General features: G+C 68.0%; 10 protein-coding genes. 7 read left to right on the top strand and 3 right to left on the bottom strand.

The window, feature by feature from the left end; translation table 11 throughout:
• The first annotated feature begins 96 nt into the window (after positions 1 to 96).
• From FJY88_01110 to FJY88_01100, 3 genes are read left to right on the top strand one after another with little or no spacing between them, the layout of a single operon-like run.
• The gene (locus tag FJY88_01110; protein MBM3285942.1) at positions 97 to 1,233 is read left to right on the top strand and encodes a glycosyltransferase family 4 protein; all 1,137 of its coding nucleotides are present in this window, start codon (positions 97 to 99) and stop codon (positions 1,231 to 1,233) included.
• Entirely contained in the window at positions 1,230 to 2,348 is a 1,119-nt protein-coding gene (locus tag FJY88_01105) for a polysaccharide deacetylase family protein (protein MBM3285941.1), read from the top strand. The genes FJY88_01110 and FJY88_01105 overlap by 4 nt, the downstream gene beginning before the upstream one ends.
• A gap of 38 nt (positions 2,349 to 2,386) precedes the next feature.
• Positions 2,387 to 4,843, top strand: a complete 2,457-nt coding sequence (locus tag FJY88_01100; protein MBM3285940.1) for a hypothetical protein — start codon at positions 2,387 to 2,389, stop codon at positions 4,841 to 4,843.
• Here the strand turns inward: FJY88_01100 and FJY88_01095 are convergent.
• A complete protein-coding gene (locus tag FJY88_01095) occupies positions 4,826 to 6,178 on the bottom strand; it encodes a glycosyltransferase family 4 protein (protein ID MBM3285939.1) in 1,353 nt (450 codons plus the stop codon). The genes FJY88_01100 and FJY88_01095 overlap by 18 nt on opposite strands.
• Positions 6,179 to 6,456: 278 nt before the next feature.
• Here FJY88_01095 and FJY88_01090 point away from each other — a divergent pair, with 278 nt between their 5' ends.
• Positions 6,457 to 9,960: a T9SS type A sorting domain-containing protein gene (locus tag FJY88_01090; GenBank protein ID MBM3285938.1), complete on the top strand. Its 3,504-nt coding sequence runs from the start codon at positions 6,457 to 6,459 to the stop codon at positions 9,958 to 9,960.
• 93 nt (positions 9,961 to 10,053) lie between these two features.
• Here the strand turns inward: FJY88_01090 and FJY88_01085 are convergent, their stop codons facing one another.
• On the bottom strand, positions 10,054 to 11,064 hold the full coding sequence (locus tag FJY88_01085) for a hypothetical protein (protein ID MBM3285937.1): 1,011 nt from the start codon (positions 11,062 to 11,064) through the stop codon (positions 10,054 to 10,056).
• 464 nt (positions 11,065 to 11,528) lie between these two features.
• A complete protein-coding gene (locus FJY88_01080; GenBank protein ID MBM3285936.1) occupies positions 11,529 to 12,701 on the bottom strand; it encodes a glycosyltransferase in 1,173 nt (390 codons plus the stop codon).
• Between the two features lie 203 nt (positions 12,702 to 12,904).
• Here FJY88_01080 and FJY88_01075 point away from each other — a divergent pair, with 203 nt between their 5' ends.
• From FJY88_01075 to FJY88_01065, 3 genes are all read left to right on the top strand, one after another.
• On the top strand, positions 12,905 to 13,585 hold the full coding sequence (locus FJY88_01075; protein MBM3285935.1) for a hypothetical protein: 681 nt from the start codon (positions 12,905 to 12,907) through the stop codon (positions 13,583 to 13,585).
• A gap of 106 nt (positions 13,586 to 13,691) precedes the next feature.
• Positions 13,692 to 16,910, top strand: a complete 3,219-nt coding sequence (locus tag FJY88_01070; protein ID MBM3285934.1) for a CHAT domain-containing protein — start codon at positions 13,692 to 13,694, stop codon at positions 16,908 to 16,910.
• Between the two features lie 88 nt (positions 16,911 to 16,998).
• Entirely contained in the window at positions 16,999 to 18,375 is a 1,377-nt protein-coding gene (locus tag FJY88_01065; protein MBM3285933.1) for a radical SAM protein, read from the top strand.
• The last annotated feature ends 197 nt before the right edge of the window (positions 18,376 to 18,572 follow it).

Below are 18,572 nucleotides of genomic sequence, written 5' to 3'. Positions count from 1 at the left end.
CCGGGGGGCGGCCCGGCCATGCGCGAGGATACCCCGTGGCATCCCACGCGTTCCTGTTGGAGACTGGTCTGACTCAGACGGACGAAAGGACACCGCATGAAGGTCGCCATGGTGGCCCAGTACCCCGAGGACCCCGAACGGATCCCGAGCGGGATTGCCGGCGTCACCGTGGCCCTCGTCAGTGCTTTGGCCCTCCTCCCGGACCTCGAGATCGAGGTCGTCGTGCCGGCCGCCGCGGTCGACGCCGAGCGAACCTCTCGATCGGGCAGGATCAAGGTGCACCATCTGCCGAGATCGCGCCGCTGGGGGCCCGGCATCGGATATGCCTGGATCAGTCCCCGTCAGGTCGCCCGCAAGCTGTCGGAAATCGATCATGACATCGTGCATATCCAGAACTGGGCCCACCTCGTCCCTCATCGGGGCCGACCGGCGCTGCTGACGATCCATGGGATACAGGAGCGAGACATCGCCTACAGGGGGAGATTCCGATCGGTCCGCTCCTACGTGATGGGGCGGCTCGAGGCGCGCGGGAGACGGCGGGCCCGCAATCTGATCGTCATCAACCCCTACGTCGCCGAGGTCCTGGGGAGCACCGTCGGCTCGCGGACATGGAGCATCGACAATCCGGTCGACGACTCCTTCTTCGAGATCCGACGGGCGCCGGTTCCGGGCCGCATCCTCGCCGTCGGGAGGATCACTCCGCTCAAGAATGTCGGGGGTCTCATCGCGGCCTTCGCCCGGATCGCCCGGGAGAGGCCGGATGCGGAGCTGTCGATCGTGGGGGGTGGCCTTGAGACCGCCTACGGAGCGAGCTGCCGGAATCTCGCCGAGCGCCTCGGCATCGCTTCCAGAGTGCGCTTCCTGGGCTTGCTATCCCGCGCCGAGACCATGCGCGAGGCGGCGGCCGCCTCCTGTCTCGCTCATTGCTCGTTCCAGGAGAATGCGCCGCTCGCGATCGCGGAAGCGATGGCGGCGGGCCTGCCTGTGGTGGCCTCGCGCGTCGGGGGGATCCCTTACATGGTCGAGGACGGGCTGAGCGGGATCCTCGTCGACCCCAAGTCCGACGCATCGATCGCGGGCGCGCTCCTACGCGTCATTGGCGGATCGGACGCGGAAGCGATGTCGCGGAAGGCCCGCGCCGTCGCCGAGGAGAGATTCAGGTCCTCGACCGTCGCCTCAAGGACGCGCGCGGTCTACGAGGAGATCCTGGCCGAGAGAAACGGAGGAGCATGAGCGCTCCCGGGTCGCGGCTCCGCAACTCGATTCGCTGGCTCGTCGGCTCGACGTCGACGGCGCTCGGCCTTCCCTCCAGGTATGCGATCCGACGCCGGCTCGGCGGGAAGTACGGGATCATCTTGGGGTACCACCGCGTCATTCCGGACGAGGAGCCCTTCTCTCCCTACAGGATCGGGATGGCCCGATCGCAGTTCGAGCGGCAGGCCTTGTGGATCGCGACCCGCCACGAGGCGGTGGATCTGGAGGAGATGCTCTGGTGGATCGCGTCGGATCGCGTGCCGGCCCACGATCTGGTGGCGCTGACCTTCGACGACGGCTACCGCGACAACTTGACCGTGGCCGCGCCCGTCCTGTCGAGGCTCGGGCTGCCCGCCACTTTCTACGTGACGGCGGCGGGGATCCTGGGGACCGGCCCCCTGTGGACCGATCTCCTGGCTCAGACGATCCTGCGGACCGATGCGCCGGAACTCGCGCTCTCGATCGACGGACGACCCCTCGCCTGGAGCCTGGCGGATGACGAGAGACGGGCGGTCTGCTGCGACGCCCTGATCCGTCTCATCCAGCGGCGTCCGATCGCCGAGATCGGCGGGATCGTCGAGCGGGTGGGACAGCTTCTCGAGATCGCGCCGGCGCGGGCCGGAGCCGGGGCTCCCACCCTCCTCACCGCTGAGGATGTCCGCGCGCTCGCCTCCTCCGGCTTCTCGATCGGATCCCATACGATCTCGCACACTTATCTTCCGGGCGAGCCGCCCGAGGTTCAGAGGCGCGAGATCGAGGATTCGAAGCGGATCATAGAGGACGCGCTCCGCGCGCCGGTGCGCGACTTCTGCTACCCGGGAGGCGGACACGACGAGAGATCTCGGCGCCTCGCAAAGGAGGCGGGGTATCGCTCCGCGACCACGTGGGAAGCGGGGATCGTCGGGTCCGGGGACGACCCCTATCGCCTCTGCCGGAAAGGGATCGGGGAGGCTCTGGCCCGGAATCCACTCGGGCGCTTCTCGTCTATGCTGATGGAGGCGGAGGTCTCCGGGTTCATGAGGCGGGCGTTGCGCCGGCGGCGGGCGCGGCGCGCCGAGGTTGCCTGTGCGGATTCTCCTCCGCCCGGCCGATAACGGAGCTTGGCAGGCTGCGCACCCGCAAGGAGGGCGTTTTGCAATACTCCATTAAAGCCATCGTCTGCTCCCCCAGATGGTTGCACAATCGGACGGGCGCGATCGCGCGGCCCCTCTTCCTCTGCGGAGTTTCCCTCAGCATGCTGCTGGCGGCGGTGCCGCCGCCGGCCGCCGCTCAGGCCGTCGACCTCTCAGGACTTCCGCCTCACCCGCGGTTCTTCCTTAGGGAGACTCTTCTGCCGCAGCTGCGCGCGGAGGTCGCGCCCGGCTCCCCGAAGGCGGCCATGTACCAGGAGATCAAGAGTCGCGCGGACGGCTACCTTGCGGGATCGCCGAGCAGCTCAAACGTCTATGCTGTCTTGAATCTCGTTCTGGTCGGCAAGATCGAGCAGAACTCCGCCTACACGACCAAGGCGGCCCAGTACTTCATCTGGGCGATCGACCGCGGCGAGTGGATCACGAGCCACATCGAGTGGACGATCGCTTACGATTGGGTCTACGAGTACCTCACCCCGACGCAGCGAAACGCGACGAGGCAGCTTGCCCTTCCTCGCTACACGCTCGGCAACCAGAGAACGGTCTACTACAACCTCGAGGCGAACGAGGCGAGCCGCGTCGGTCTGGCCGGCCTCGCTTTCTACGGGGAAGGCTCGTCGGCCGAGAACCAGCGCTGCCAGGCCATGGTGGACGAGTGGGACGGGAGGATGCGCGGAGTGCGGGAATACGCCTGGCCGAACGGATCGGCCGCCTCGAAGGGAGGCGTGCTGCCCACCCGCCAGCTCTACTTCCCCGACGGAGGCTACTACAAAGGGAACGAGTACACCCAGGTCGACATGGAGGCGATCACCTTCTATCTCCATCTCTTCGACGAGCTGGGTCTCGGGGAGTACTGGAGCCTCTGCGCGTCCTACATCGACAACTGGCCCCAGTACATGCTCCACATCCGGAGGCCCGACGGCTTCAGCCAGCGCCTGATGTCCGGAACCAACTTCACGGTCTACGTCCGGGGCTACGAGTCTCTCGCCATCCTGGCTTCCGCTCGCGGGAATCGATACGCCCAGTGGCTCGTCGCAAACGGACCCTGGAACGGCTCTTACGGCGGCTACGAATGGGCACTTCTCTGCACGCTCTGGCGGCCCGATCTTCCCGCCTCGCAGCCGTCGACGCTTCCGCTCGCGAAGTTCTATGGGGCCAGCGGCGAGGACCAGCCGCCGGGCTCGAGCTGGAGCGAGAAGGTGATCCTGCGCTCGGGCTGGAATCTGAACGGCGACAACGACGACGTCTACTTCACCCTCCACGCGGGGGACTTCTTCGGCGACTACTGGAACTTCTACCAGCTCGCCTTCGAGATCTACTACAGGGGGGCCCTGGCGATTCGGTCCGGCTACTACCTGGCGGGCGAAGAGCACCTGCGCAACTACAACTCGAGGGCGATCGCGGCGAACACCGTCGTGGTCCTCGACGAGCAGCAGGCGACGATGAGCGATCGATGGGGACAGGACTATCTCTACGATGAGCCCGGTCCCCCGATGCACATCCGCGACGTGGCCGACGACAACGTCTACGACACCGCTGACATCGTCTTCTTCGAGGAGAGGACCTTGGACGACGGCGCGAAGAGCTACTACGTCAAAGGGATCCTGAATCCCGGCTCGGCCTACCACTCGACCAACGCCACGCGCCGGATCCAGAGGCAGGTGCGGGAAGTCGCGATGCTCGGCCGCTACTTCGTCGTGCGCGACAAGGTCGTCCAGAACAACGACGACAACAGCGCGCGCTGGCTCCTCCACACGATCAACCGCCCCACCATGGAGGGAGTCCAGCCGCTCAGCGTGACCGTGCCCGACCGCATCATCACCTACCCGCGCGCAAGGTACTATGCGCTCAGAACCGAGCGCGTCGAGCCGCCGGGCTCCCCCGCGGTGCAGTATGGAGGCAAGATCTGGTGCGCTCCCGTTCTTCCGGCGAACGCCACGCTCCGCCTGGTCGGTGGGTCCGGATACGAATTCTGGGTGGATGACGGCAACGGCAACGGCCAGAACATCCCTCCGCAGAGCATGCCGCAGGGGGCGTTCACCGACATCCACGAAGTCGGCCAGTGGCGCGTGGAGACGGTCGCCCCGCGGGCGTCTACCGTCGACTTCGTGCACGCGCTCTGGGCATGCACGCCGGCCGGGACCATGGCCGAGGTGCGCGCGATCGACGAGCCGAACGCCGTAGGGTGCGAGATCGACGGCGAGGGGGTCTTCGTCTTCGGCAGGAATCCCGACGGCGAGCCGCAGATGGAGTACAGGATCAGCGGCGAGTTGCTACCGCTGCCCCAGATGATTCATGGCCTGATCCCCGAGGCGGACTACGTCATCAGGATCGGCGAATCGGAAGGGCGGATCGAGCGCGCTTCCGACAAGGGCAGCCTCTGCTTCGATGCGATCGGCCCCTGCAGGGTCGAGATCGCGATGGCCGGCCTCGCCGTGGGGTCAGCGGCCGTCCGCTGACCCCGCGGGCGGCCCCGCGGCCGCCCGGACGACCTCCAGAAAGGCCTGGTACTGCCGGTCGCGGTCGAACTCCTCCTCGGCCATCCGCCTCGCCTTCTCGCCCATCCTCCGGAGCCGCTCCGGGTCGGCCGATAGGCCGCAGATCGCCGAGGCGAACCGCCCGGGATCGTCCGTCTCCACGGCCTCTCCGGCGTCATAGCGGCGCAGCAATTCGGCTTTCCATCCCCCGTAGTTCATCAGGCAGGGGAGACCTGCGGCTGCGTAGTCGAAGAACTTGTTGGCGGAGTTCATCTCGAGAATCGGGATCCGTCGGATCAGCATGAGCCCGAGATCGGCGGCCGCGAGCCATCGGCGGATCGCTGTCTTCGGCAAAGGCCCGAAGAACCGGAGATTCGCCAACCCCCTGTCGCGGGCGAGCGATTCGAGCCTCGGCCTTTGGGATCCCTCTCCGACCAGGAAGACGACGACGCGGGGATCGAGAGCCGCCAGCCGCTCGCAGACAGGGATCATGAATTCGAGGCCGTTGACGACTCCCATCGCCCCGGTGTGAACCACCATGAAGGCGTCCTCGATCTCAAGCTCGCGCCTCAGGTCCCCGCAGTCGACGTCCGGGCGAAAGAGGTCGAGGTCCGCCCCGTTTGGGATCACGGCGACCCGGCCGGGCTCGATGCCGTAGCGCAGGATGCCATCCCGCATGCCCGGAGAGAGAGCGATCACGCGCGCGCTGCGCCGGTACGCCGCCCTCGCCAAACCCCTCGCAAGCACGATCGCGATCCGGTTGCGCAGGATCCCCATCCCGATCGGCACCTCGGGCCAGAGATCGCGGACCTCGAAGAGCAGCGGCAGGCGCCTCAGGATGCGGCCCGCGAGGGCGGGGATCGCGACGGTGAGGGGCGTGCTGCTCGCGTAGATCAGATCGGGTCTCGGCGCGCGCAGAACCGCCATGCTCGAGACGACGGCGAAGCGGAGAAACTCGAACACCCTTCGGCCGAAACGCATCCGGTTGCTGTAGGCGGACGGAACCGCCCAGATCGGGATGCCGTCCGCTTCCCCTTCGAGTACGCCCCAGCGCGGCCTGCCCGCGAAGCCGGATAGACGCGCGGTCGAGGTGATCACGAGCACTTCGTGCCCGTCCGCGCGAAGGCGGCGGACGAACTCGAAGGAGCGCGTGCTCCCGAATCCCTCGCGCGTCTTGAAGTACTGATAGAGGACTGCGATCCGCATTGGCGATCCGCCTTCCATCGGGACGATCCGATCCCCCGCCGCGCTTCGTCCATCCGCCGCCGAGGCCAAGAAGGCCCGAGATGCGTGCAATGCATCTTGCCCTCTCCTCATTCCGGATCGCAACGAGCGAGATCCCAAGGATCCGATCCCGGGCCGCGCGCAGGCGAATCAGAGCCCCAGCCAGCCGCTCAACCCAATGACTCGTAACAAATTGCGGAATACCGGAAACAGCCGCCCCGAACGGCTCTTGATGGCTCCCGCCTTGCGATGCCGGGACCTGCGGAGGGGATGGGTGGGTCAGGCGACGCGCCCCCATCGACTCGGGAAGGCGAGGGCACAAAGGAGGATCTACGAGGAAGAGGCTCGCTCTCATCCTTGCCTGCGGAGCCTTGGCATTCTCCGCCCATCCGGCTCTTTCCACGGTCAACCATCTGATCTTCGGTCTGGTCCCCGGCGACGGCTATGACGTCGCTCAGGACGCGCAGCTGATCGGCTACGATCTGCAGTCCGGTTCCGCGGGATCGATCGCCTTTCCGGCCGATGGAGGCGGAGCCTTCGCGATTCTCCCCGCCGGCCAATCGAATCCCCCGCCCTCTCCCGTCACAACGCTCGCCGCGGGGTCGCCCACGGCGACGAGCATCCTCCTGAGCTGGACGGCGGTCGGGGCGAACGGCAACCAGGGTCGCGCGTCGCAGTACGACATCCGGTACTCGACCTCCCCCATCGACGCGACGAGCTGGGCCGGCGCCACCCGCGCGACCGGCGAGCCCGCGCCGCGGCCGGCCGGGGAGGCGGAGACCTTCACGGTCCCGGGTCTCGCGGCGGCCACGCGATATTACTTCGCGATCAAGGTCGCCGACGAGGTCCCGAACTGGAGCGGACTCTCGAACGTCCCTTCGGCGACGACGCTCCAACCCCCCGACACGACTCCGCCGGCCGGCGTGGACGACCTCGCGGCCTCGTCGCCGACCCAGACGTCGATCCGTCTCGCCTGGACCGCGACCGGTGACGACGGAATCCAGGGGCGCGCGAGCGGCTACGATCTGCGCTACGCCACAACGGTGATCGACGGGACGACCTGGCCCAACGCCATCCGCGCCGAGGGCGAACCCTCTCCCGCGAATCCGGGAGCGCCGGAGAGCTTCGTGGTCACGGGATTGAGCCCCGGCACCCGGTATCACTTCGCCCTGCGCGTCGGCGACGAGGCGGGCAACTGGAGCCCCCTCTCGAACGCGGCATCGGCCGGCACGGAGCCGGCTCCCGACACGGAGCCTCCGTCCGGCATCGATGATCTTCAGGCTGTCGCCTCCGGACACAGGAGCGCGCTCCTGCGCTGGACGGCTCCGCGCGACGACACGCCCGGCGAGCCGGTCTCCGGCTACCTGGGACGCTTCTCGGCAGAGGGGCTGGCCGAAGAGACATGGGAAGAGGGGCTCATCGTCGAGGGCCTTCCCGATCCGGGCGAGCCCGGGGCGCAGGAGAGCTTCCTCCTCGAGGGGCTAGCTCCCGCGACGACCTACCACGTCGGAATCCGCTCGCTCGATGAAGAAGGGAACCTGTCATCGCTCGCTTCCGTTTGCGAGGTCACGACGACCTCCGCCCCCGACACTCTTCCCCCGATCAGGACCACCGATCTCGAGGCGCGCGCGATCGCGCGAACGACAATCGAGGTCTCGTGGAGCGCGCCGGAGGATCGCGTGCCCGACGATTGCGTCGAGGAGCCGGAGGTGGACCGCTACGAGATCAGGTTCTCGACCTTTCCTCTCGATGGAGACGGGTGGGCGGCCGGCGTCTCGGCAAGCGCCCCCGATCCCGCCTCCCCCGGCGTCGAGCAACGACTCACGATCGCAGACCTCATCCCGTCCACGCGCTACTATGTCGCCCTTCGCTCACGCGATCCCCGCGGGAACTGGTCGGAGATCTCCAACCAGATCGAAGCCATCACGCTCGAGCCGGAGGTTCTCCCCGACATCGTCCCGCCCGCTCCGGTCGCGGATATCGCCGCCCGGGCGATCGCTCCGGATCGCGTCCTCCTGACATGGCTCTCGCCGAGTGACGCGGGCGCGCCGGGCGGAGCGGATCATTACGACATCCGCAGGGCGCGGAGCCCTGTGACCCCGGAAAGCTGGGAGTCGGCGACGCCAGTCCTGCCGGTCGTCTCGTGCCGGGGCGCCGGTTCTCCGGAGTCGCTCCGCGTCGCGGATCTCGAGCCGGAGACAACCTACCACTTCGCCCTGCGCGCGATCGATGACGCGGGCAATCTGGGGCCACTCTCCGAGTCGGTCGACGCCACGACTCCTCCGTCGCCGGACACGCTGCCGCCGGACCGCGTCGAGGACCTCCGGGTCGCAGGCCTGGACACGGTCTCGGTCCTCCTGGCCTGGACGACCCCCGATGACGACGGCGGGCAGTGCGCGGCCTATGAGATGCGTATCTCTACCGAGGAGATCGACGAGGAATCCTGGGGCGGCGCGGATCTCGTGCCGGAGCTTCCGACGCCTGGGCCGCCGGGGTCGCCCGCATCGCAGGGGATTGAAGGGCTCGCGCCCTCGACCCGCTACTTCGTCGCCCTCAAGACATCCGATGCGGCGGGCAACTGGTCTCCCGTCTCCAATGTCGTGGATCTGACGACGGACGCAATCCCCGAGCCGCCGGAGGAAGATCCCATCGACACGACTCCGCCCGCCGCCGTCTCGAATCTCGCGGCGACCGCCATTGACGAGACCCGAATACAGATCGCATGGACCGCGGTCGGGGACGATGGGCTCCAGGGGCAGGCGACGCGCTACGAGCTTCGCCGATCCGTGAGTCCAATCGATGAATCGAACTGGGAAACCGCGATCCCGATCGCTGTGGCCATGCTCCCCGCGCCGGCCGGAGCAGGCGAGACCTTCACCGTCACGGGGCTCGAGTCCGACACGGAGCACCACTTCGCCATTCGCGTGGCCGACGAGGCGGGGAATCGATCGGGCTGCTCCAATGACGCGGCCGCCCAGACCTTCCTCCCTCTCGACACCAGCCCCCCCGCCGCGCCGATGGGCCTCGCCGCCGCGGACGAGGGGGATCGCGTTCGCCTGGCCTGGTTCCCGTCGGCCGAGCCCGACTTCGCCGACTACGCCCTGCACAGGCGCCAGACGGGCTCTCCCGATGTCTGGACAGTGCCGGGCCTGCTCTCTCCATCCTTCCTGGACACGACCGCCTCTCCCGAGATCGAGTACTTCTACTCGGTCACGGCGCGCGATGTCTCGGGCAATCCGTCCTCCCCCAGCGCCGAGGTCGCGGTGACTCTCGACATCGCGGACTTCCTTCCGCAGGTTTCGGGATTCCACTCTAAGGTCGTGGTGCGGGTGGAGGAGGGAGGCGAGACCGCTGTGGCCCGCCTCACCTGGGGCTGCGGCCAGATGGCGCGCGTGGCCGGGTTCGCGGTCGATCGCTCCGACGACGGGGGTGCGAGCTGGATCCGCCGCACCGGGGCCCTCCTCCCTCCCCAGCGACAGAACGAGTTCGTCGAGCCGATGGAGCGCCCGAGCTGCCTGTATCGAGTCGTGGCGGTCTCGTCGCGCGGCTACGAGCTGCCGATGCCGCCGACCCCGGCATCCCTATCCGGTCGCACGCGCCGGCATCGGATCGACGGTCCCTTCCCAAACCCCTCCGTCGGGCCGCTGCGCTTCCACTTCAGCCTCGCGACCCCGGCGCGCGTGCGGATCCTGGCCCACGACGTGACCGGCCGCGTCCGGACCATCCTGCGCGATGAGGAAGCAACGGCGGGCGAGCAGGACTGGTCCCTGTCCGATGCGGCTGCCGCGAGTCTCTCTCTCCCCTCCGGGGTCTATTTCCTCACGGTCGAGGTGGGAGGAGAGCGGGCCTCCCGCAAGTTCATCCTTCAGAGATAAACGCGTCCCGCCGGACATAGATTGAGGGCTGGGACCCCGGTCCCAGCCCTCGCATCTTCACAGCCTCCAGTCGAGGCTATGCGAACTCAGATCCTACTTGTAGAGCCCCTTGATGGTGCCCCAGGTCGACGGCTGCGTGGCAGTCGGCTGGCACCAGATGCCCGCCAGATCCATGATCCAGTCGGAACCGCAAGGGACGCCCGTGAACTGCGACGAACCGATCCACGGCCAGAACGGAACGCCCTGAGCCATGAACCAGCTAAGGGTAGCCGGCACCATCGGCTGCGCAGTCGTGTAGGTGTACTGCAGGTTGTTGCAGTCGGCACCGTAGATGAAGATCAGCTGCAGCGGGAACTCGGCGACGCAGGTCAGCGTGGCCGTCATCCCGGCGCCGTAGCAGGTGAACCAGTCGGTGTCGCGGTAGCTGCTACCCTGGTAGGAGTAGGTCCCGCTCTTACCGCACATGGTCGCACTGTTCCCCGACTGCGGACAGATCTCGGGGAATCCGACACTGTTGCAGCCGCCGTTGTAGCTGTCGTAGTACTCGTCGTAGCAATCGGGCTCGCCCTCGAGGAGCGCGCCGGTGGGGCACTCGAGGACGGGGACAACGGGCTCAGTGACACTGAGCGTGTAGCTGCCGCAGCCGGTGCCGTAGCCATCGACGATGATGTAGTAGGTCGTGCCGCCGAGCAGGGCGAGGCCCTGAATCTCGGACTGCAGACCGCAGTAGTCGTCGTTGCAAGCGATTGCAACGCCGATACCCTGCTGCACCTCGAGGACCGTGTCGTACGAGGAGCCACAGAGGCTGACAGTGACGGTAACGTTGGCCGCGGGAGTGTACATGTAGACCACATCCTGCGCAGTGCCACCGCCACCACAGGTCGTGGAGATGTCGGCGACGTTGTCACAAGTCGCGCCGGTATCGGTGTAAGGAAGACCACCGATCACCACCGCGTCGTACCAGGTCTCGCCGCCCTCGCGACCGTCGGAAGCGCCGTTGCCGCTACCCTTCGGACCGAGAACCTCGGTGTTGCTCGTGTGGATCGCGGCCAGAGCCGACCCAGCGAAGGCAACCATCAGAGCAAGAACTAACAACCAACGCATAGCTGAGAATCCTCCATTCGTTGTTGGGGTTCGTGTCGTCCGCGGACTCGCGCCGCCGGATGTCTCTCCGGATCCCCCGAGCCCCTTCAGGAATCTGGCCCCACGCGACGCATCATCATGCAAGTACGAATACTACCAGCCAATTCGCCGATCGTCAAGCACCTTCGTGGCGTCCATCTCGGAATCTCCCCGCGGCCCGCCATGGCCTCCATGTGCTCTTCGGCCGGATCGGAGCGGGTACCAAGCGGAAAACCGTCCGTTCCGGCGCGGCTCGACTTGCGGACCGGGGCGCGACGCATCAGGCCGGATGGTCGCAGGGCGAGTCCGGAAAGGTCGGACAGCCCACGCCCGTGCGACCCCCCTGCGCGCAGACCCCTGTCGTGGCATCTTCTAACTCGCTGCCATGGAATCCTTTGCTCTCTTCATGATCGGGCGCCGCGCTTGCGCGCAGCGACTGCGCCGGGTCAGCTCCGGGGCTCGAGCAGACCCCGATAGAGAGCGGCATAGGAATCGGCCATCCTGGCGACCGAGAAGTCCCTGAGGACCCTCTCCCGGGTCGCGGCGGCCATCCGCCTCCTGGCCTCAGGCTCCCCCGCGAGGAGGGCGAGGCGGTCGGCTCCAAGGAAGAGATCTCCGGCTGGAATCAGCCAACCCTCCCTCCCATCCTCGATCAGCTCCGGCGTCCCGCCCACCCGGGTCGCGACGACCGGGAGCCCCGCCGCCATCGCTTCCATGATCGTGTTGCTCATCCCTTCGGTCTCCGAGAGGTTCAGGGCGACATCGGCGGCGGCGAGCAGCGGACGGATTCCGGGCAACAGGCCGAGTCTCCGGACCCGGTTCTCGAGGCCCGACTGTCGAACCTCCGCGCGGAAGAGGGCGGAGTTCGCGACGCAGTCGGGCTCGCCCTCTTCGTCCCCCGCGACCGCCAGAAGGGCTCGTGGAGCCCTCTCTAGCAGCCGCCGCAGGAGATCGACAAGGTGCTTGTGCCCCTTCCCGTCCCGGAAGTGGGCGGGATAGGCGATGACGAAGTCATCGTCGCTCATGGCGAAGCGGCGGCGGGCGTCTCGCCTCTCGACCGGATCCGGCGCGGGAGACGGTTCGATGGCATTGGGGATGACGCGCAGCCGAGACTCCGCTGCTCCCTCCTCGACACGCGCGCTCTCCGCCACGGCCCTCGCGTTGGCGACGATGGCATGGGCGAAGCGCCCGCTCAAGCGAAGAAGGCGGAGATGCCGCGCGGGGAGATAGCTGTCGAGACACCGTCGGCTGGTCGAGATCCTGAGGGAAGGATGCAGGAGACGCAGCGCGGGCGCGAGGATGTCGAGCGAGGGGAGGAAGGTCTGCACGACCTGGATCCGGTGCCTGCGGACGATCCCGCTCGCCTTGCGGAGAACGGAGATCGGCCAGAGCCGGCGCGGGCCGGAGGGCAGGAGATCGATTCCGACCCCCGCCGCGGCGACGGCCTCGATGTCCTCGCTCCGCCCCGCGAAGTAGGCGACCCGCATCCGGGCCTTCTCGGGGGGCATGCCGCGCAGCAGCAGGATCGCCTGGTTCTCCGCCCCCCCCCTCTCCCGGTTCAGATGGTCGATCAGGACCAGGACGTGGGGCGCGGGCGCCGGGGACGGAGGAGCATGCATGGCGTCATGATGCCCTGGAGCCGGCCGCGTGGCGAGACGGATTTCCCGGGCGGCGGGGAGCGCCGCGCGCGGCCGCGGCGTCCGGAGAATCCGGCAGGAACCCGGCAGGGCTTGAGAACCAGGCTTCTCTGTGCGATAATGATCCCGCGCCTCTCTGAGTCGTCTGTCCGTCCGTAAAGCCCGCCCGCAGGAGGATCATCGCCATGTCCAAGAGCGCATGCGTATGTGTAGTGGGTCTGCTTGTCGCCGGCGGCGTCGCCGGCGCTGGAGCCGAGGGAGAGCCCGCGGCGCCGCGAGGGCCCGATCGCTGGTCGCCGCGGGACGTCATTTGCAGCCAGCGCGGAATCCCCGAGAGCGCGAAGTTCCCCAGCGACTCGATCGAGGTCGCGAACGAGTGCGAGGTCACATCGACCTGCACGATCATCAAGGCGACCTGGTGGGGCGGCTACATGGAGCGGCGGCCGACCTACCCCGACAGCGCCGTGTTCAATGTCCGCTTCTATGGCGATCTGGTCTGCACTCCAACGGGTCTCCTGGCGGAGTTCCTGGGGATCAAGCTCCCGGGGACCTTCATCGGCAACGATCCCGACGAGCTCCCCTGCTACAGGTATGACCTGGAGGTTGCGATCCCTCTCGAACCGGGCAAGTTCTGGATGGGGATCCAGGCCCTGGCAACGAGCGAGACCCGATTGCCTCCGAAATGGGGGCGCCTAGGCGATGAGATCTTCCTGGGATGCGGATCGCAATGGCGGTTCCCCGACTTTGCCACATGGTTCGAGGATCAGATCCCGCACGAATGGGACGCCAGCCAGGAGTTCGAGGTGGAGGAGCCGACGCCGGCGCGATCGACATCCTGGGGCGCACTGAGGGGTCTGTACCGCTGACGGACAACCGCGCGGTCGACATCCTGCTGGAGCGCACTGAAGGGTCTCTGCCGCTGAGCGACGGCCGCGCGGCATACGCGCCCACGAGCGGAGTCATGAGGCAGTTGTGAGCCGATTCGCTCGAGTCCCGCGGCGCGGGTCGTGCCGTCGGCCGGTCGCGCCGTCGGCCACTCTTCCCCTGCTGGCCATCTCCTGCTTCCTCTGCTCGTGCGCCCGCGAAGATCCCCATCAGGCCCGGGATCGCGTCCACTTCCCCCGCGCGGAGAGCCTCCGGCACGCCGGCGCGATCGATGCCGCGATCGAGACCTACCGCGAGAGCATCAGAAGCGCGCCCCGCGACCCGCGCCCCTACTTCAGCCTCGTCGAATGCCGCGCCCGCGCGGCCGATCTCGATGCGGTCGAGAGCGAGCTTCGCGGCCTGCTCGCATCCGATCCGCGCAATCCGAGCGTCCGCTACGGCCTCGGATGCGTCGCGATGAAGAGGAAATCGCCGGAGGATGCGCTGGCGCAGGCGCAAGGGGCGCTGGCTCTCGATCGCGGCTTCGGCCACGGATATCTCCTGATGGGAAGCGCGCACTACTTCGCCGGCCGCCCTCGGGAAGCCCTCCGCGCCTGGGACCGCGCGCGGAGGGTCTTCCATGCGCAAGCCGATGCCGAGTACGAGGCCTGGGCGATCAACCGGATCGCTCTTGTTCGCAGGGAGCTGGCCGAGTACGGGCCGGCTCTCGAGGGATTCAGGAGAGCGCTCGCTCTCCAGGGCGCCCGCGGGGACAGGCAGGCGCAGCAGCTGATCCTCGGCAACATCGGACTGACCCACACAGACCTGGGGGATCTCAGCGAGGCGATGGCGTCGTTCCACACCGCCCTCTCTCTCGCCCGATCGATCGGCGACGCCGGCAGCGAGTGCTGGAATCTGACGAACCTCTCGCACCTGCATCTCCTGGCGGGCGATCACCGTCGCGGGATCGAGTATGCCGACACCGCGATCTCGCTGGCCCGCTCGATCGGAAGCCCCGTGGACGAGGTCGAGGGATTGCTCCATCGGGCGGGCGGCTCGCTCGCCCTTGGAGACCCGCTCCCCGCCCTCGCCGACGCGCGCCGTGCCCTCGCCCTGTCGGACTCGCTCGCGGACGAGCGCAACCGCGCCGGGGCGATCCTGACGATCGCACGCGCCGATCTCTCCCTCGGAAGACTGGACGCCGCTCGCGAGGCGTACGCTCGCTCGGACAGCATCTTCTGCGGGATGGGAGCCGAGCAGGGCTCATGGGAAGCCTCGATGGGACTCTGCGAGGTCGCCCTCCGCCTCGGAGACTCGAGCCGCGCCATCGCCGAGGCGGAGCGGACTCTGGCTCGATGCGCGCAGATGGGTTATGCGGACGGGGAGGAGGCGCTGCGCCTGTTCCTCGCCGACCTCGCCCTGCGGTCGGGCGATCCCTCGCGGGCGCTCGATCAAGCATCGCTGGCGCTGCGCTCGAGCCGCAAGGACGGGCGGCGTGGCCGGGAGGCGCTGGCCCTGTGCAGGAGCGGGCGGGTCCGCCTGGCGCTGGCCGACTCGTCCGCCGCCGTCGAGGAGATCCGCGCCTCCTGCGCTCTGGCGCGGGAGGTGCGGGATCCCGAGATCGTCTGGGAGTGCGAGTGGGCGGCGGCGGCCGCGAGTCGGTCGATCGATCCGGAGGCGGCCGTCGAGCACTACCGCGCGGCCCTCGACGCGGTGGAGTCGGTCCGCCGTCGGCTGCGCATCGAGGAGCTCAAGGCGGACTTCATCGAGCGGCGCATCGACCTGCACCGCGAGGCCGCGGACCTCCTGGTCCGGCTCGGCCGGGACATCGAGGCCCTGGAGATCTGCGAGAAGGAGCGCGCGAGCGCCTTCCGCGATGAGATGCTGGAGGGGGCTCCGCGAGTCGACCCGCCGATCGAGTCCCCTCGCGCGGCGAGCCTGCGCGCCCTGGAAGGAAGGCTCAGGGCGCTCGAGACATCGCTCGCTGGGATCGCCGGAGGGAGGAGGCCCGACCGGTCGAGAGTGCGCGCGCTCGAACGCGAGATCTCCCGCACGAAGGCGGAGTGGGCGAGGGCGCGGCAGGATCTCCTCCTGGCAGACTCCTCCACGGGCTCCGCTCTTGGAGCGGGCGCGGACCCGGACGCTCGGGCGATCGCGGCGGCTCTCGCTCCCGACGAGGCGCTCGTCGAGTACGCCTTGGGCCTGGGAGGATCGCTCTGCTTCGTGCTCCGGAGAGACGGCGTGCGTGCGGTCCGTCTCGAAGCGACCTCGCGCGCGATCGAGGAGCTGGTCCGAGAGATCCGGGGACCCTTGACGGCGCCGCGCAGCCTGTCCACCCTCAGCTTCGACGCGAGGCTCGCCCGAAGGCTGCGCGAGTGGATCATCGATCCGATCGAGCCGTTCATCGGCGACGCGAGGCGTCTCTACATCGTTCCGGATCGAGCGCTGCATCATCTCCCGTTCGAGATGCTCGTCGTTTCCCAGGCGGAATCAGCCGCGACAGACACCCTCTACGGGGGCTTCCGGCGGACGGTCTTCCTTTGCGACCGCTTCGCGATCCGGTATCTCCCCTCGGCCGCCTTCCTCCCCGCGCCGGCGCGGGGCCCGACGGGCGAAGGCAGGGCCGGCGTCGGACTCCTCGCCGTCGGCGCATCGGACCCGCTCGCGAGCCGCGGTCAGACGGATGGCGCGCGTGAGGGCGCCGAGATCCTCCGCGCGTCCGTCGGATCGACGGACCGACTCCCGTTCGCCGCCGAGGAGGCGCGCAGGGTGAGCCGGCTCCTTCCCCAATCCCGGTGCCTGACGGGCGCGGAGGCCACGGAAACCAGTCTGAAGACGCTGGCTCCCGCATACAGATTCCTTCACATCTCTGCCCACGGGACGGTCGACGAGGAGGTTCCCCTCTACTCCGGGCTCGCCCTCGCGCCGGATCCCGAGGGAGCGGATGACGGCTTCCTCCACGCGCACGAGATCCTCCCGATCCCGCTTGACTGCGAGCTGGTGACCTTGAGCGCCTGCGAGAGCGGGCTCGGCCGCCTCTATGCGGGGGAAGGGGTTCTCGGGCTCGGCCGCTCCTTCCTGCGCGCGGGGGCCGCCCAGACGCTCGTGAGCCTGTGGAGCGTGAACGACGCCTCGACAGCGTTGCTGATGGAGAGCTTCTATGCGGGGCTCTCCCGCGGCCTCGATGCGGGAGAGGCTCTTCGGGACGCGAAGAGGGACCTGCGCACACGGGCGCGCTCGGAGGGCGGAGGAACGGTGAGCCTCGCTCATCCCTACTTCTGGGCCCCCTTCGTTCTGATCGGGCCCGCCCCGGCCCGCTCCTTCTGACCAGGCGGTCCGGGCATCCGCTGCCTCGCGGGCCGTCTTTCGATCGAGACCCCTTCTCAATATCCACGAACGGGGCGCAACCAAGGGGATGCCCGGGAAGACCCGATGGAGCCGAGAGGGGCTCACCCGGGGTGAACCAAGGTCGGAGGAGGTCCAGCTCATGCAAGGCGTTGTCAGCTTCTCCCAGCGAAGGGATCAGAGAGCCACGCTGCGCTACTTCTCCCTCAAGCCGGACGCGTTTCTCGTCAGGGGCGCCTCGCGGGGCGCTCTCTACGATCTCGCATCGGGGGAGGTCTATAGCATCGACCCGCTCGCGGCGCGAGTGATCGAGGCATGCGAGCGGCAGTGCGGGATCGAGGAGACCGTGGCCAAGGTGCAGGAGGCGCCGCTCCACGAGATCCTCGACTTCCTCCGCCGCGTCGCCGAGGCCGGGATGGGGGAGTTCGGCGAGCAGCCGAGCCCGCGACCGAAGATCGACTTGGTCGATCCGTGCCGGAAGCTCGACTTCATCTGGTTCGAGCTGCGAGAGGACTGCAATCTCCGCTGCCGCCACTGCTACTGCATGAGCCAGGCGGACACCGGGGCGAAGAACCGCCTGACCCACGAGGAGTGGCGGCGGCTGCTCCTGGAGGGCGCCCAGCTCGAGTGCCGCGCCGTCCAGTTCATCGGGGGGGAGCCGTTTCTATACGGGGATCGGCTCTTCGACCTCGCAGGCCGCGCAAGGGAGCTGGGGTATTCGAGCGTCGGCGTCTTCAGCAATCTCACCTTCCTGAAGGATGAGTGGATCGACAGGCTCGTCGACCTTCGCATGGAGGTCTCCTGTTCCCTCTACTCCAAGCGGCCGGAGATCCATGACCTCGTGACCAAGAAAAGCGGATCGTTCGAGCGGCTGATGCGCAACGTCGCCCGCCTGAAGGAGCGAGGCATCCAGCCGCGCTTCGCGGTGACGGTCATGAAGCACAACCAGGACTACGTGCGCGAAACAATGGAGTTCGTGCGCGAGCTGGGGATGGAGGCCCCGGGGTTCGATCTCGTCCGCCCCTCGGGCCGGGGCAATGACGACGAGCTGGTTCCCGACAAGCTCTCCAAGACGACCGCATACAAGACGCGCGCGGAGTTCATGAGGACCGATCGCGCGACCTTCATACGGCGGTGCAACGGGAATAGCTGCTGGCAGGGAAAGATCGCGATCAGCAGCACCGGCGACGTGAACCCCTGCATCATGCAACGCGACCATCCCTGCGGGAATGTTTGTGAGAGGAGCCTCCGCGAGATCGTGGAGGGGGATCTGCGCAGATACTGGGATCTCTCTTTCGACAAGATCGAGGTCTGCAGGGACTGCGAGTACCGATACGCGTGCCACGACTGCCGGCCGATCACCTACGGGCCCACGGGCGAGCTGACGGCCAAATCGATCCACTGCAGCTACGACCCCTACAGGGGGGAGTGGGGGGCGCCGGCGTGAGCCGGGGCTCCCGCCGGGCGGCGCCTGGTCGATCGTTGCGGGGCGCCTGAGAATCCCAAAGGACAGGAGGTGAGAGGAATGCTCGAGCTGAAGAAGGTCTCCGGCCAGGTGCAGGGAAGGGCGCACATCTGCCTGCCGTGCTACTACTGCTGGCCGAACTGCTGGCCCCGGCTGATCGCCGATCCGTTCTAGAAGCC

This window comes from Candidatus Eisenbacteria bacterium (genome assembly GCA_016867495.1).
Taxonomy (GTDB): Bacteria; Eisenbacteria; RBG-16-71-46; order CAIMUX01; family VGJL01; genus VGJL01.
This window is presented reverse-complemented; position numbering and strand designations above follow the sequence as displayed.

Excerpts from the sequence above, each read along its gene's own strand:
- FJY88_01110 (MBM3285942.1), top strand. The coding sequence starts at position 97 with ATGAAGGTCGCCATGGTGGCCCAGTACCCCGAGGACCCCGAACGGATC.
- FJY88_01085 (MBM3285937.1), bottom strand. The coding sequence starts at position 11,064 with ATGCGTTGGTTGTTAGTTCTTGCTCTGATGGTTGCCTTCGCTGGGTCG.
- FJY88_01095 (MBM3285939.1), bottom strand. The coding sequence starts at position 6,178 with ATGAGGAGAGGGCAAGATGCATTGCACGCATCTCGGGCCTTCTTGGCC.
- FJY88_01075 (MBM3285935.1), top strand. The coding sequence starts at position 12,905 with ATGTCCAAGAGCGCATGCGTATGTGTAGTGGGTCTGCTTGTCGCCGGC.
- FJY88_01065 (MBM3285933.1), top strand. The coding sequence starts at position 16,999 with ATGCCCGGGAAGACCCGATGGAGCCGAGAGGGGCTCACCCGGGGTGAA.
- FJY88_01080 (MBM3285936.1), bottom strand. The coding sequence starts at position 12,701 with ATGCATGCTCCTCCGTCCCCGGCGCCCGCGCCCCACGTCCTGGTCCTG.
- FJY88_01105 (MBM3285941.1), top strand. The coding sequence starts at position 1,230 with ATGAGCGCTCCCGGGTCGCGGCTCCGCAACTCGATTCGCTGGCTCGTC.